This window comes from Streptomyces sp. NBC_00090, from assembly GCF_045160815.1.
Taxonomy (GTDB): domain Bacteria; phylum Actinomycetota; class Actinomycetes; order Streptomycetales; family Streptomycetaceae; genus Streptomyces.
Genome location: NZ_CP108224.1, coordinates 4649132 through 4662767, shown reverse-complemented (window position 1 = coordinate 4662767; position 13636 = coordinate 4649132). Strand labels below are relative to the sequence as shown.

Annotated in this window: 10 protein-coding genes and 1 tRNA gene; 2 read left to right on the top strand and 9 right to left on the bottom strand. The window is 74.2% G+C overall.

All coding sequences use genetic code 11. The features are described from left to right. Positions 1-80: 80 nt before the first annotated feature. Positions 81-171: transfer RNA gene (locus OG361_RS20770), tRNA-Ser, on the bottom strand. 372 nt (positions 172-543) lie between these two features. On the opposite strand from OG361_RS20770, the gene OG361_RS20765 reads away from it, so the two are divergent. Both OG361_RS20765 and OG361_RS20760 read left to right on the top strand, forming a co-directional pair. Beyond that, positions 544-969: an SSI family serine proteinase inhibitor gene (locus tag OG361_RS20765; RefSeq protein WP_405862364.1), complete on the top strand. Its 426-nt coding sequence runs from the start codon at positions 544-546 to the stop codon at positions 967-969. Between the two features lie 174 nt (positions 970-1143). Then, positions 1144-5028, top strand: coding sequence for a PAS domain-containing protein (locus OG361_RS20760; RefSeq protein WP_405855645.1), 3885 nt, complete (start codon positions 1144-1146; stop codon positions 5026-5028). 84 nt (positions 5029-5112) lie between these two features. Here the strand turns inward: OG361_RS20760 and OG361_RS20755 are convergent, their stop codons facing one another. The 8 genes from OG361_RS20755 to OG361_RS20720 all read right to left on the bottom strand — a co-directional run bounded on the left by OG361_RS20755 (position 5113) and on the right by OG361_RS20720 (position 13487). Beyond that, positions 5113-6765 carry a long-chain fatty acid--CoA ligase gene (locus OG361_RS20755; RefSeq protein ID WP_405855643.1) on the bottom strand — a complete coding sequence of 551 codons (1653 nt, stop codon included), beginning with the start codon at positions 6763-6765 and terminating at the stop codon, positions 5113-5115. A 157-nt stretch (positions 6766-6922) separates the two neighbouring features. Beyond that, positions 6923-7480, bottom strand: coding sequence for a SigE family RNA polymerase sigma factor (locus OG361_RS20750; RefSeq protein WP_405855641.1), 558 nt, complete (start codon positions 7478-7480; stop codon positions 6923-6925). A gap of 176 nt (positions 7481-7656) precedes the next feature. Next, positions 7657-8547 carry a DUF1906 domain-containing protein gene (locus tag OG361_RS20745; RefSeq protein WP_405855639.1) on the bottom strand — a complete coding sequence of 297 codons (891 nt, stop codon included), beginning with the start codon at positions 8545-8547 and terminating at the stop codon, positions 7657-7659. A gap of 193 nt (positions 8548-8740) precedes the next feature. Continuing rightward, complete coding sequence (locus tag OG361_RS20740) at positions 8741-9907, bottom strand: lipid-transfer protein (protein WP_405855637.1); 1167 nt, start codon at positions 9905-9907, stop codon at positions 8741-8743. Further along, the gene (locus OG361_RS20735) at positions 9904-10293 is read right to left on the bottom strand and encodes a MaoC family dehydratase (RefSeq protein ID WP_405855635.1); all 390 of its coding nucleotides are present in this window, start codon (positions 10291-10293) and stop codon (positions 9904-9906) included. The genes OG361_RS20740 and OG361_RS20735 overlap by 4 nt, the downstream gene beginning before the upstream one ends. Next, positions 10290-11339: an acyl-CoA dehydrogenase family protein gene (locus OG361_RS20730; RefSeq protein ID WP_405855633.1), complete on the bottom strand. Its 1050-nt coding sequence runs from the start codon at positions 11337-11339 to the stop codon at positions 10290-10292. Before OG361_RS20730 ends, OG361_RS20735 begins: the two co-directional genes overlap by 4 nt. A 1-nt stretch (position 11340) precedes the next feature. Beyond that, entirely contained in the window at positions 11341-12324 is a 984-nt protein-coding gene (locus tag OG361_RS20725; RefSeq protein ID WP_405855631.1) for a bifunctional MaoC family dehydratase N-terminal/OB-fold nucleic acid binding domain-containing protein, read from the bottom strand. Beyond that, a complete protein-coding gene (locus tag OG361_RS20720) occupies positions 12321-13487 on the bottom strand; it encodes an acyl-CoA dehydrogenase family protein (RefSeq protein ID WP_405855629.1) in 1167 nt (388 codons plus the stop codon). The genes OG361_RS20725 and OG361_RS20720 overlap by 4 nt, the downstream gene beginning before the upstream one ends. Between the last annotated feature and the right edge of the window lie 149 nt (positions 13488-13636).

Here is a 13636-nt window from a genome sequence, read left to right as displayed (position 1 = left end):
GGGATGTGCGCGGCCGTGCGCGGGGCCGGGCCCGGGAACGGCCGAAGCCCCGGCCTTGTGGGCCGGGGCTTCGGTAGGGGCGGAGGCGGAGGGATTTGAACCCTCGATGGGCTTTAAGACCCAAACCGCATTAGCAGTGCGGCGCCATAGACCGGACTAGGCGACGCCTCCATGCACCCCGCGCTTACGCGTGTGGTGCGTGCAGATGATGACACAGGCGAACCGGCTGTCACCAATCGATTCTCACCGTACTAGCCCTCCGGGGTCCAGGGCAAAGCCCGGCGTGCCCCGGCCGAGCCGTCCGGCGGGTCTGCCGGGCCCGCCGGGTCAGCTCGGCCGCGCCGCCCGCCGGGTCAGTCCGGCCGCGCCGCCCGCCGGCCTGCCGGGCACGCCACCGCCCACCCGGCGCACCCCGCTTGCGCAACGCCTCGGCGCCCGGAGCGTTAGAGGAGGCGGGACGCACCGTGCGCTCGTGCCCGCACCAGCCCCGAGCCCGTGCCCGTGCCCGCCGTCCCGTCGTACCCCCTGCTCCTGGAGATCCGTATGTTGCGCCGACTCGCCCTCGCGACCCTCGCCACCGCCGCCGCCGGGACCGCCGGCTTCGGCTCCCTGCCGCCGCTGCCCCTGCTCTCCCCGCCCGACGCGCTGACCGTGACGATCTCCGAGAGCGGCTATCGGACCGCCGACGGCACCTTCGAGCTGACCTGCGACGGCCAGGCCGGCGGGACGCACCCCGCCGCCGAGGACGCCTGTCGGCGGCTGGAGCAGCTCGCGACGGAGGGCGCGAACCCGTTCAAGGCGGTTCCCCGGGACGCGTTCTGCACGCAGGTGTACGGCGGTGCCGCCGTCGCGGAGGTCACCGGTACCTGGCAGGGCCGCAAGATCGACGCGCGTTTCTCCCGCGTCAACGGCTGCGAGATCGACCGCTGGAACAACCTTCAGCCGGTCCTCCCCATCCTCGGGCGGTGAACCCCGCGGTCGGCCGCGAAGAGCTCGCGACGACGCTTGCGAGGGTGACCGCAGGTACGGCGGGCGGCGGCTCCCTTAGACTCCCTCAGTGACAGGCCGCGGCCCCGAGGGGCAAGATGGGGCCCGCCTGCCGCCAGGCAAGCACGTGCAGTGGGTCAGGGAGGAACCGTCGTCGTGAGCAGCAGGCCATCCCGAGGCGCTGCTCGCCTCGCAGCCATACTCGACGCCCTCCCCGACGGCCTCGTGCTCGTCAATTGCAACGGCACGGTCGTCAACGCCAACACGATCGCCCTCGGCATGTTCGAGACCCCCGGCACCGCACTCGTCGGCCGCGGCCTGCTCGATCTGCTGCCCGGCTTCGACTCGCGCCTCATCCCCGGCTCCATGCGCCGCCCCGAGGGCACCGACGAGCGCGGCCGCACCAAGCCGACCCGGATGATCGCCCGCCGCACGGACGGCGGCGAGTTCCCCGTCGAGGTGACCAGCGCCAGCCTGGAGGACGGCCGCGAGGCCTACGACTCGTACAGCGGCTACACCGGCGACGAACTGCTCATGCTCGTCGTCCGGGACCTCACCGGCACCCTCGACACCGAGGCCGAACTCGCCCGCTCGCAGCGACAGACCGAGATGATCCTGCGCGCCGCTGCCGAGGGGGTCGTCGGCACGGACACCGACGGCCGGGTCGTCCTCGTCAACCCCGCCGCCGCCCAGATCCTCGGCTACCGCGCCGGCGAGCTCGGCGGCCAGGAGCTGCACCCGCTGATCCTCGCGACCCGCGCCGACGGCGAGCCCTTCCCGTACGAGGAGTCGCCGCTCGCCGACACCCTCAAGTCCGGGCGCAAGCACCGGGTCCGCGGGCAGGTGCTGTGGGCGAAGAAGGGCGACCGGGTGCCGGTCGACCTCACGACCGCGCCGGTACGGGACGGGGACCAGCTCGTCGGCGCGGTGATGACCTTCACCGACCGCAGGCCGTACGAGCAGCTCGCCGAGGAGCACGCCGCCGAGCTCGCCGACCGTGCCGAACGGCACGCGGCGGAGCGGGAGACGCAGCAGGAGCGGTACGCCTCGCTGGCCGCCCGTCACGAGCAGCTGACCGCCGTCCTGGCCGAGTCGCTGCGCGGGCCCCTGGAGGAGCTGCGCACCCAGCTGGGCGCGCTCGCCGCCGACGACGCCGGACAGCTGTGGCCCGAGGCCAACCAGGTGCTGCACCACCTGACCGCCGGATACGCCCGGATGACGGCGCTCGTGGACAACGTCCTCGGCTACCAGCGCCTGGACGCGGGCGCGGAGGAGCTCGACCGGCGGGTCGCGCTCCTCGACGGGGTCGTGACGGCGGGCATCGACGGGGCCGTCGAGCTGATCGGGCCCGGCCGGGCGCAGTTCGCCGTGCACGCGCCGCCCATCGAGGCCGAGGTGGACCCGGACCGGCTCGCGACGGCTCTCGCGCACCTGGTCGCGGATGTCGCCGGTGTCGACGCGACCGGGAAGAACCGGGCCGCCGCGCAGGGTTCGGGGCCGGGCGACTCCACCATCGTCGTCGCCGCCGCACAGCGCGGTGAGGTCGTACGCATCGAGGTCCGCGGCCCGTACGCGGGCGGCGACCCGGTCCACGGGCCGGTCGTGCGCGGGATCGTGGCGGCGCACGGCGGTGTCGTGCAGACCCACGAGGTGCCGGGGACGAGCGGCGGGGCATACGTCCTCGAAGTCCCGCTCGGGGCCGGGCGGGGCACGGTCCCCGCACCCGCGCCCGCGCCCGCTCCCACGTCCACGTCCACGTCCGCGCCCACGTCCGCTCCCGCACTCGCACCCGCACTCGCGCCCGCCGAGCCGAGGAACCAGCTCCCGTCGCAGTCGCAGGGCGACGGCGTACGGGAGGTTCCGGCGCTGCCCGCGCAGGCCACGGGCGCGGAGACCTCGGGCGGCGGGCGCCGGCGGGCCCGGCGCGCTTCCACGGACGCGTTCCTGGAGAGCTCGGTCGCCCCGGAGGGCGTCGAGGCCGGCGGGCGTCGCCGTGCCCGTACGGGAGAGGCGTCCGGTCACGCCGAGCTGATCCCCGCCCAGCAGCACGGTGCCGCCGAGAGCTCCGCGGTGGCCGCTCTGCCTCCCTCCCTTCCTTCCGGTCCCGCCGTCGAGCCCACCGGGCGCCGCCGGGGCCGTCCGGCCGAGGGCTCCGTGGTGACCGCCGCCGAGGGCGCTCAGGGGCGGGCCGCGCTCGGGGCCGCCGTGCCGCCGCAGGGGGTCTCCGCCGCCGAGTACCCGGCCGCACCGGCGCCCGCGTCCGTACCCGGTCCCGCCCTTGCCCTGCCCGCCGTCGCCTCCGGCGGTGACGTACCCGCCGACCGGCCGAGCGGGCGCCGCCGACGGGCGCTCGCCGCCGCGCAGGAGCGGGCCGCCGCGGCCGAGGCCGGGCCCCGGACGCCGTTCGCGCTGCCGCCCGCCGACGCCGACCGGCCCGAGGCCGAGACCGTGTCCTCGTCCGGGTCCGTGTCTATGCCCGCGCCCGTGTCGGCTCCGGTTCCGGCTCCGGCTCATGCGCCTGTTGAGGCCGCCGTGCCCGTTCCGGCCTCCGCGGTACTGCCGGTCTCCGACGAGGGGCAGCACGAGGCCGTACGGGGCGTCCCGGGCGCCGATCACACGCCCCCGCAGCCCCATCCGCACCTCGCACCGCAGCCGCTTCCCCTGCCGCAGCCCGAACCGAGCGGTCGCCGCCGGGCCGTCGCGCCCCCGGCGCCCTTGGCGATGCCGCCCGCCGCGCCGCAGAGCGGTACCGGTTCCGGGACGGGCACCGGCTCCGTGCCGCTGCCGCCCGAGCTGCCCATGCCGAAGGACTCGACCCAGGGGCGGGCGTTCAGCGTCCGCACGCTCGGGCAGGGCGTCCCCTTCGTGCCGCCCTCGGCCTCCCAGGCCCCACAGGCTCTCCAGGCCCCGCAGGCCCCGCAGGGCTCTGTGGGCTCTCAGGCCTCCCAGACCCCTGTGGCCACTTCCGTCCCCAACACCCCCGCCGCCCCCATCGCCCCGGCGGCACCCTCTGCCCCCGCGCCCTCCAACGGCTCCGGGCGGCGGCGCAAGCTCGCCACCCCGCCGGAGGTCGACCCGCCGGTCCCGGCCGCTCTCCCCGTACCGGCCGAGGCCGGGGCCGAGAGCGAGGCCAGGCCGCACCCGCAGTCCTCTGCGGAGGCCGCCCTCGGGCTCGCCCCCGCCGCCCCCGAGGGCCGCGCCTACGCCATAGGAGCGCCCGCCGAGGGCTCCGCCGAGGGACCCGAGCCGCTCGACGGTCCCGGCGGCGCGGTCGAGGTCGCCAACCGGCCCGCGCCCCGGCCCGTCGACGACGAACTGCCCCCGGAGCCGCTCGACAACCCGCGCCGGCTGCTCGTCTGGCCCGCGCCCGACGTCTCCACCCAGCAGGCGCTGAGCGACCGCGGCTACCGCCCGGTGATCGTGCACTCCCGCGAGGAGGTCGACGCCCAGATCGCCGCCTTCCCGGCCGCGCTCTTCGTCGACCCGCTGACCGGGCCCATCACCCGGACCGCACTCCAGTCGCTGCGCCAGGCCGCCGTCGCCGCCGAGGTGCCGGTGCTGCTCGCGGCCGGCCTCGGGCAGGCGACCCGGGAGGCCGCGTACGGTGCCGATCCGGCCGTACTCCTCAAGGCGCTCGCGCCCCGCGACAGCGAGCAGCATCCGTCCCGGGTCCTGCTGATCGAGGAGCACGACGACATCGCGGAGGCGCTCGCCGCCACCCTGGAGCGGCGCGGGATGCAGGTCGCGCGGGCGGCCACGGACACGGAAGCGGTCACGCTGGCCACGCAGACCCGGCCGAACCTCGTCGTGATGGACCTGATGCAGGTGCGCCGCCGGCGGGCCGGGATCATCGACTGGCTGCGCGCGAACGGGCAGTTGAACCGCACCCCGCTCGTCGTCTACACCTCGGCCGACCTCGACGAGGAGGAGCTGCCGAAGCTGTCCTCCGGTGAGACGGTCCTCTTCCTCGCCGAGCGGTCGAACAGCACCGAGGTCCAGGCCCGGATCGTCGACCTGCTCGCGAAGATCGGCACCAACTAGCCGGCCGGATGGCCGGATGGCAGGACACGCGTACGGGGAGGGCCTGAGCCAGGCCCTCCCCGTACGCGTGTCCCTCGGCTGGTGCTAGAGCTCGGTCACCTCGAGCTCGCCCTCCGCGTACTGCCTGCGGATGACCTTCTTGTCGAACTTGCCGACGCTCGTCTTCGGCACCGCCGGCACGATCGCCCACCGCTCCGGCAGCTGCCACTTGGCGATGCCGCCCTCTGCGGCGAGGAAGGACCGCAGCGTCTCGTAGTCCGCCGTGGCGCCGTCCTTGAGGACGACCGTCGCGAGCGGCCGCTCGCCCCACTTCTCGTCCGGCACGGCGACGACGGCGGCCTCGGCGACCTCCGGGTGCGCCATGAGGGCGTTCTCCAGCTCGACGCTCGAGATCCATTCGCCGCCGGACTTGATGACGTCCTTGGCCCGGTCGGTGAGCGTGAGATAGCCGTCGGGGCTGATCACGCCGACGTCGCCGGTCTTCAGCCAGCCGTCCTCACTGAACTTGTCGGCCGGCCGGATCTCCTCGCCGTCGGCGCCGCCGAAGTACGAGCCCGCGATCCAGGTGCCGCGCACCTCCAGCTCACCCGCCGACTCGCCGTCCCAGGGCAGGTGCTCGCCGGCGGGGCCGACGAGCCGCGCCTCGACACCGGCGGGGAAACGTCCCTGCGTGACCCGGTACGGCCACTCCTCCTCGGCGCTCAGACCGGCCGGCGGGTGGGCCATCGTGCCCAGCGGCGAGGTCTCGGTCATGCCCCAGGCGTGGCAGAGACGGACGCCGAGCCGGTCGTACGCCTCCATGAGGGAGGGCGGACAGGCCGCGCCGCCGATGGTCACCTGGGTCATCGAGGAGAGGTCGCGGGGGTTCGCGGTGACCTCGGCGAGCAGGCCCTGCCAGATGGTGGGGACGGCGGCCGCGTGGCTCGGCCGCTCGCGCTCGATCATGTCGGCGAGCGGGGCCGGCTGGAGGAAGCGGTCCGGCATGAGCATGTTGATGCCGGTCATGAAGGTGGCGTGCGGGAGGCCCCAGGCGTTGACGTGGAACTGCGGCACGACGACAAGGGTCGTGTCCTTGTCCGTCAGGGCCATCGACTCGGCCATGTTCACCTGCATGGAGTGCAGGTAGATCGAGCGGTGCGAGTAGACGACGCCCTTCGGGTCGCCGGTGGTGCCGGAGGTGTAACACATGGCCGCGGCGGAGCGCTCGTCCAGCTCGGGCCAGTCGTACGTGGTCGGGCGGCCGGCGATCAGCTCCTCGTAGTCGTGCACGCGCGGCGCGACGCCCTCCAGCGCGGAACGGTCCCCGGGGCCCGCGACGACGACGTGCTCGACCGTCGGCAGGTGCGGGAGCAGCGGGACGAGGAGGGGGAGCAGGGAGCCGTTGACGATCACGACCCGGTCGGCGGCGTGGTTGACGATCCACACCAGCTGCTCGGGGGGAAGCCGGAGGTTGAGGGTGTGGAGGACCGCGCCCATGGAGGGGATCGCGAAGTACGCCTCGACGTGCTCGGAGTTGTTCCACATGAGGGTGGCGACCCGCTGGTCGCCGGTGACCCCGAGTTCGTCGCGCAGGGCGTTGGCCAGCTGGTGCGCGCGGGCTCCGGCCTCTGCGAACGTGCGGCGCTGCGGCTCGGGCTCGCCCGTCCAGGTGGTGATGGTGGACTTCCCGTGGATCGTCATCCCGTGCTTGAGGATGCGGCTCACGGTCAGTTGTACGTCCTGCATGGTGCTGTACACGGGGCGTCCTCCCGGTGGGCGCTACGTGGCAGAAAGGGTGTGGAGATTCTGCGCACGTACCGCGCGGTATGTCACTACCCGGGAGTACGTAAATTGCCAGTGATCGCTGGCGGAAGTCGCTCTTCCTGCGGTTTCGTCCCGGCTCCTCACCGGGATCTCACCGTACGGGGGTCAGTTCCGGGTCCTCCCGGAGCTTGCCGAGCGCCCTGGACACCGCGCTCTTGACCGTCCCGACCGAGACACCGAGCACCTCGGCGGTCTGGGCCTCGCTGAGGTCCTCGTAGTACCTGAGGACCACCATCTGGCGCTGGCGCTCCGGCAGTTTCATCACCGCGCGCCACATCGCGTCGTGCAGCACCTGGCGCTCGGCCGGGTCCGGCTCCGGGAGACCGGCGGGCTCCGGCAGCTCCTCGCAGACGAACTCGTCGACCTTGCGCTTGCGCCACTGCGACGTACGGGTGTTCAGCAGCGCGCGGCGGACGTAGCCGTCCAGGGCGCGGTGGTCCTCGATGCGCTCCCAGGCGACGAAGGTCTTGGCGAGCGCGGTCTGGAGGAGGTCCTCGGCGTCGCAGGGGTTGGCGGTCAGCGAGCGCGCCGTGCGCAGCAGCACGGGACCGCGGGCCCGTACGTACGAGGAGAACGACGGGTACGGCACGTGGCCGAGGGCGGCCGTCGAGGCGCCGGCGCAGACGGGGCCAGAGGGTGGCGGAGTCATGCCTCCACGCTAGAAGCGGACCGTGCCCGGCAAATCGGCCCCAGGTCCCGACCCGGGGTCCGCCTCAGGTTGGAGGAACGGCGACGGACGCACCTCCTCTGGGTGGAGTCGCCCCAAGACGGTGTCAGGGTCGATACCGGGTCGAACCAGGGGCGCGGTGGGGTTCGGCGGCGGGTTCAGGTCGTCGTGACGCGGGCGACGGGTGCGTCCACCGCGTTGCGGTCGATCACCATCCGGCGTCCACCGTACGACTCGCTGACGTTGCCCGCGTACTGATGGATCCGGCCGTGCGGCATCCAGGCCTGCGGGTGCAGCACCGCCTCCGCGTACAGCGCGGGGCTCCCGCGCCAGCGCGCGAACCACATCACGGACGGCAGGTCCTCCGTACCCGCCCTGCGTTCCTCCTCGATGTGCCGCACCCCCGTCTCCGCGCTGCTGTAGTAGCCGGGCAGATAGCCGAGTCGCCGCACCTCCCGGTTCCAGGCGCGGACGAAGGAGAGGGTCGTCGCGGCGCAGCCCGCGTCCTCCACCCGGAAGGACTCGATGTCGAGGTAGAGCGGGCTGCTCGTGCCGATCCCCAGGGCCCGTGCCGCCTGTACCGCCTCGCCGGCCTCCCGCGTGCCCTGGCTCCAGGGTTCTCGGCCGATGGCGTACGGCCGCTTGGCGGCGGCGTGGACGCACGGCGCCTGGGAGCCGACGAAGAGCGGGAGCACCCGCCAGCCCATGGCGTGGACCGAGGCGAGCCAGGCCGGGCTCAGCTCCTTCTGCGTCGGACAGCCCCGGCCCCGGCCCCCGAAGTAGACCCCGACCGCCCCGTACGGGGAGCTGCGCCAGGCCTTCATCACCGCGAGGGACGGCGCCTCGCAGGTGTCGAAGGCCTTGCCCGCGAAGTGCGGCGCGGGAGCGGCGGAGGCGTGAGCGGGGGCGATCGGAGCGGGGGCGTGAGCGGGAGCGATCGGAGCGGGAGCGGCGGGAGGTGAGGCCGCGGGAGCCGAGGCGGGAGCGGCCGCGGCCGGGCCGGCGAGGAGGGCCGCGCCGGCCGCCGCCACGACCAGGGCGGTGACCACGGCCCGCGCCCCGGGAGGCGGCGCGGACCGCGAGCGCGGCGGACAGGCGGACACCGGCGGCGGCGACGGCGGCAATGACCGTGCGGGTGTCGGTGTCGGTGTCGGTGTCGGTGTCGGCGAGGGTGGTGCGTTTGTGCTCATGGCGCGAGTGAAGGGCCGCCCGCGCCGCCCGGCCACCGCTGGGGCCGTCGTCTCAGCCGTCCGTGCCCAGGATCAACCCGGACGTGGGAACCCCGGTACCCGCCGTGACCAAGGTCCGGGCCGCGCCGGGTATCTGGTTCACCGAGGTGCCGCGGAGCTGCCGCACCGCCTCCGCGATGCCGTTCATGCCGTGCAGATAGGCCTCGCCGAGCTGACCTCCGTGGGTGTTCAGCGGGAGGGCGTCGGCGGCGACGAAGTCCGCCGCCTCCCCCGGTCCGCAGAAGCCGAACTCCTCCAACTGCATCAGTACGAACGGGGTGAAGTGGTCGTAGAGGATGCCGACGTCGATGTCGTCCGGTGCGAGCCCGGAGGTCCGCCAGAGCTGCCGTGCGACCACGCCCATCTCCGGCAGCCCGGTCAACTCGTCCCGGTAGAAGCTGGTCATGGCCTCCTGCTTCCGTCCGGCGCCCTGCGCCGCCGCCAGGATCACGGCGGGCGGCCTGGGCAGGTCGCGGGCGCGCTCGACGGAGGTGACGACGATCGCCTGACCGCCGTCGGTCTCCTGGCAGCAGTCGAGGAGCCGCAGCGGCTCGACGATCCAGCGCGAGGCGGCGTGGTCGGCGAGGGTGATCGGCTTGCCGTGGAAGTACGCGGCGGGGTTGCGGGCCGCGTGCCGCCGGTCGGTGACGGCGACATGGCCGAAGGCGTCCGGGGTCAGTCCGTAGGTGTGCAGGTATCGCTGGGCGGCCATGGCGACCCAGGACGCCGGAGTGAGCAGCCCGAAGGGGAGCTGCCAGCCGAGCGCGGCGCCCTCGGCGGAGGGCTCGCGCTGCTGGACGCCGGAGCCGAAGCGGCGCCCGGAGCGCTCGTTGAACGCCCGGTAGCAGACGACGACTTCGGCGACCCCGGCGGCGACGGCGAGCGCGGCCTGCTGGACGGTGGCGCAGGCGGCCCCGCCCCCGTAGTGCACGCGGGAGAAGAACGACAGCTCGCCGATGCCGGAGGCCTGGGCGACGGTGATCTCGGGGTTGGTGTCCATGGTGAAGGTGACCAGGCCGTCGACGTCGCCGGGGGCGAGCCCGGCGTCGTCGAGGGCCGCCCGGACCGCCTCGACCGCGAGGGAGAGTTCGCTGCGGCCCGAGTCCTTGGAGAACTCCGTCGCCCCGATGCCGACGACGGCCGCCCGCCCGCCGAGGCTGTCCCTGGTACGGACGCTCATCGCGCCACCTCCACGTCCACGGTGACCGTCCCGGTGACGTGGTTCCCCAGGCCGTTGGCCCCGACGACCCGGACCGTGGCCGTCTCGCCGGCCACCTCGGTGACCGTGCCGCTCAGGGTCATCGTGTCCCCGGGGTGGTTGGGGGCGCCGAGCCGGATCGCGACCTTGCGGAGGACGGCCCGGGGGCCGAAGTGGTCGGTGACGTACCGGCCGACGAGCCCGTTGGTCGTGAGGATGTTCATGAAGATGTCCGGGGAGCCCTTCTCCCGGGCCAGTTCGGCGTCGTGGTGCACGTCCTGGTAGTCGCGGGAGGCGACGGCCCCGGCGACGATCAGGGTGCGGGTGATCGGGATCGTCAGCGGCGGCAGCTCGTCCCCGGGCCTCATGACAGGTCTCCCTTCGCGAGGAGGTCGCCCAGTTCGGCGAGGAGTTCGGTGCCGCAGCCCAGGTAGGCGTCGAGCTGTCGGCCCCACAGGAAGTGCCGGTGGACGGGGTGGTCGAGGTCGGCCCCCATGCCGCCGTGGAGGTGCTGCCCTGCGTGCACGACGCGCTTCCCCGCCTCCGAGGCCCACCAGGCGGCGGTCAGCGCGGCACCGGTGGCGTCCAGGCCCTCGTCGTGGCGCCAGGCCGCCTCGTAGGCCGTGACCCGGATGGCCTCGGTGTCCATGTGGGCGTCGGCGGCGCGCAGCTGGACCGCCTGGTGGGTGGAGAGCGGCCGCCCGAACTGCTCCCGTACGGAGGTGTACTCCACGGCCCTGGCGAGGGACCCGGCGCAGACCCCGGCCTGAAGCCCGGCGAAGGCGACCCGGGCGGCGGCCAGCACGTCCGCGTAGGCGCCGGGGCCGCTGCCCAGCCGCTCCCCCGCCGCGCCGTCGAGCACGAGCCGCCCCGCGGACCAGGGCGCGGTGAGCTCGACGGTCTCGATCCGGGCCGCGTCCTCGGTACGGACGAGCCACAGTCCGCGCTCCGCGTCCGGTACGAGGACGTGGGTGGCGTCCCGGAGCCACGGCACCCAGTCGACGACCCCGCTGAGCCGCCCCTCGCGCGCCTCGACCGAACCGGTCACAATGACCGAGCCGCTCGCCGGGAAGGCGCCCGTCACCACCGTCGTACCGTCGCGGAGGCCCGGCAGGAGCCGGGCGCGCTGCTCGTCGGAGCCGTGCCGGGAGACGGCGAGGATCCCGTACGCACAGCTCGCGGCGAACGGCACCTGGGCCGTCGTACGCCCCTGCTCCTCCAGGAGGAGGACGAGCCCGAGCAGTCCGATCTCCTCGACGGCGCCGGGCAGGCCGGCCCCGCACAGCGCCTTCCACAGCTCGGCGTCGCTGCCGCTGCCCGCTGCCGCGAGCCGCTCGTGGGTGGCGAGGTCGCCGAAGATCCGCGCGGCCAGGTCCCGGGCGGCCTCCTGCTCCTCGGTGGGGGTGAAGTCCATGTCAGCCCTCCCCTTCCGCACGGAAGACGGGGAGCTCCAGCTCCTCGTCGGCCCGCAGGAACTCCAGCCGCACCGGCATCCCGATCCGGACCTTGTCGTACGGCACACCCACCACGTTGCTCACGATCCGCACGCCCTCGGCGAGTTCGATCAGCCCGACCGCGTACGGGGGGTCGAAGGCCGGGAAGGGCGGGTGGTGCATCACCACGTACGAGAAGACGGTCCCGGCGCCGCTCGCCTCGATCGTGTCCCACTCCCGCGAGCCGCAGTCGGCGCACCCCGGCAGCCAGGGGAAGCGGAGGGTCGCGCAGTCGCCGCAGCGCTGGACGAGCAGCCGGTGCGCGGCCACGCCCTCCCAGAACCCGGCGTTGTCCCGGTTGATCACCGGGCGGGGCCGCCGGGGCGCGCCGGCGGCGGGCTTCGGGGCCGGTGCCGCGCGCTCAGGGGGGCGTCCGGCGGGGGCGTACTTGAGGATCCTGAAGCGGTGGGTCCCCGCGAGCTCGCCGTCCGCCCGGACGTCCATCCGGGTCGTGACGAAGTGCCCGGTGCCGAGCTTGGTCGTCTTGCGCGGCGACACGGACTCGATGACGGCGTCGAAGGTGATCGCGTCCCCGGGCCGCAGCGGTCGCAGGTACTCCTGCTCGCAGTCGGTCGCGACCACCGAGGTGTACCCGGCGCCGTCGAGGAGCGCGAACAGCTCGTCGTACGCCTCGGAGCGGTCGCTGTGCCCGGAGAGCCCGCCCATCGTCCAGGCCTGGAGCATGGTCGGGGGCGCGACCGCGTCCGGCCCCTCGTACGCCGGGTGGGCGTCTCCCATGGCCTCGCACCAGTGCCTGATCATGGGCAGGTTGACCGGGTCCTTGCCGACGCCAGCGGTGGCGGCGGACCGCCCCGCGTAGGCGGCGAGCCGCTCGTACAGCGAGTCCTCGGGCCGCTGCGCACCTCGCTCCGCACCGCTCGTCGCCCCCCGCTCCGTACCGCTCATCGCCGCCCCCTCCCCTTCATGCCGAGCCGCATCCTCGCGACGATCTCGCGCTGCACCTCGCTCACCCCTCCCCCGAAGGTGTTGATCTGCGCGGCCCGGTTCATGCGCTCCAGCTCGCCGCCGTCGAACTCCCCCGGCGACCCCGCCCGTACCGTCCCCGCCCCGCCCGCGATCTCCTGACATATTCGATACACCTCGACCGCCGATTCGGTTCCCGCGAACTTCACGCCGCTCGCGTCCCCCGGGGCCAGTCGGCCGGCCCCCACGTCCCCCACCAGACGCCAGTTGAGCAGGCGCGTCGCCGCCAGACGGGCATGCGCCTCGGCGGCCCGAATCCGTACCCACGGCTCGTCAATGCGCCGCCCGCCCGTCACCGGATCGGGGGTACGTGCGCGATCGAGCGCGGCCGCGAAGAAGTCCTCGGCCTGCATCCCGATCGCGGCGAGCGCGACCCGCTCGTGGTTCAGCTGCTCGGTGATGAGCCCCCAGCCGCCGTGCTCCGGCCCGACGAGGTTCCCGGCGGGGACGCGTATCCCGTCGTAGTAGGTGGCCGTCGTCGTCAGCCCGCCGACGGTCGCGATCGGGGTCCACGAGAAACCGGGGGCGTCGGTGGGGACCAGGACGATGGAGATGCCCCGGTGCGGCGGCGCGTCGGGGTCGGTGCGACAGGCGAGCCAGATCCAGTCCGCGTTCTGGGCGTTGGAGGTGAAGATCTTCTGCCCGTCGATCAGCCAGTCCGCCCCGTCCCGCACCGCGCGCGTCCGGAGGGAGGCGAGGTCCGTGCCGGCCTCGGGCTCGCTGTAGCCGATGGCGAAGACGATCTCGCCGCGCAGGATCCGGGGCAGGAACGAGGCCTTCTGCTCCTCGGACCCGTACCTCATCAGGGTGGGTCCGACGGTGTTGAGGGTGACCATGGAGACGGGGGCGCCCGCCCGGTAGGCCTCGTCGAAGAAGACGAACTGCTCGTCGGGACCGCGCCCCTGGCCGCCGTACTCCTCGGGCCAGCCGAGCCCGAGCAGCCCGTCGGCCCCGATCCGGCGGAGCAGCCGTCGCTGGGCGGCGGTGTCGTCGGGGGGAGGCGGGCCGTCGGGCATCACCTCGCGGAAGTACGCGCGGAGTTCGGCGCGCAGCCGCAGCTGCCGCTCGGTCGGGGCGAGGTGCACGGCGACGGCCTCCCGTGGGACGACTGAGGTTTCTGACTGTCCGTCAGATTCAGGACCTCTGTCAAGGTCGGCGACCGCACGCCGCGCGGCGGCATGCCACGGACGCACACCCCGCGGTTCTCGCGCCCACGGCCCGTCGCGAACGCGAC

Excerpts from the sequence above, each read along its gene's own strand:
- OG361_RS20765 (WP_405862364.1), top strand. The coding sequence starts at position 544 with ATGTTGCGCCGACTCGCCCTCGCGACCCTCGCCACCGCCGCCGCCGGG.
- OG361_RS20750 (WP_405855641.1), bottom strand. The coding sequence starts at position 7,480 with ATGACTCCGCCACCCTCTGGCCCCGTCTGCGCCGGCGCCTCGACGGCC.
- OG361_RS20740 (WP_405855637.1), bottom strand. The coding sequence starts at position 9,907 with ATGAGCGTCCGTACCAGGGACAGCCTCGGCGGGCGGGCGGCCGTCGTC.
- OG361_RS20735 (WP_405855635.1), bottom strand. The coding sequence starts at position 10,293 with ATGAGGCCCGGGGACGAGCTGCCGCCGCTGACGATCCCGATCACCCGC.
- OG361_RS20730 (WP_405855633.1), bottom strand. The coding sequence starts at position 11,339 with ATGGACTTCACCCCCACCGAGGAGCAGGAGGCCGCCCGGGACCTGGCC.
- OG361_RS20725 (WP_405855631.1), bottom strand. The coding sequence starts at position 12,324 with ATGAGCGGTACGGAGCGGGGGGCGACGAGCGGTGCGGAGCGAGGTGCG.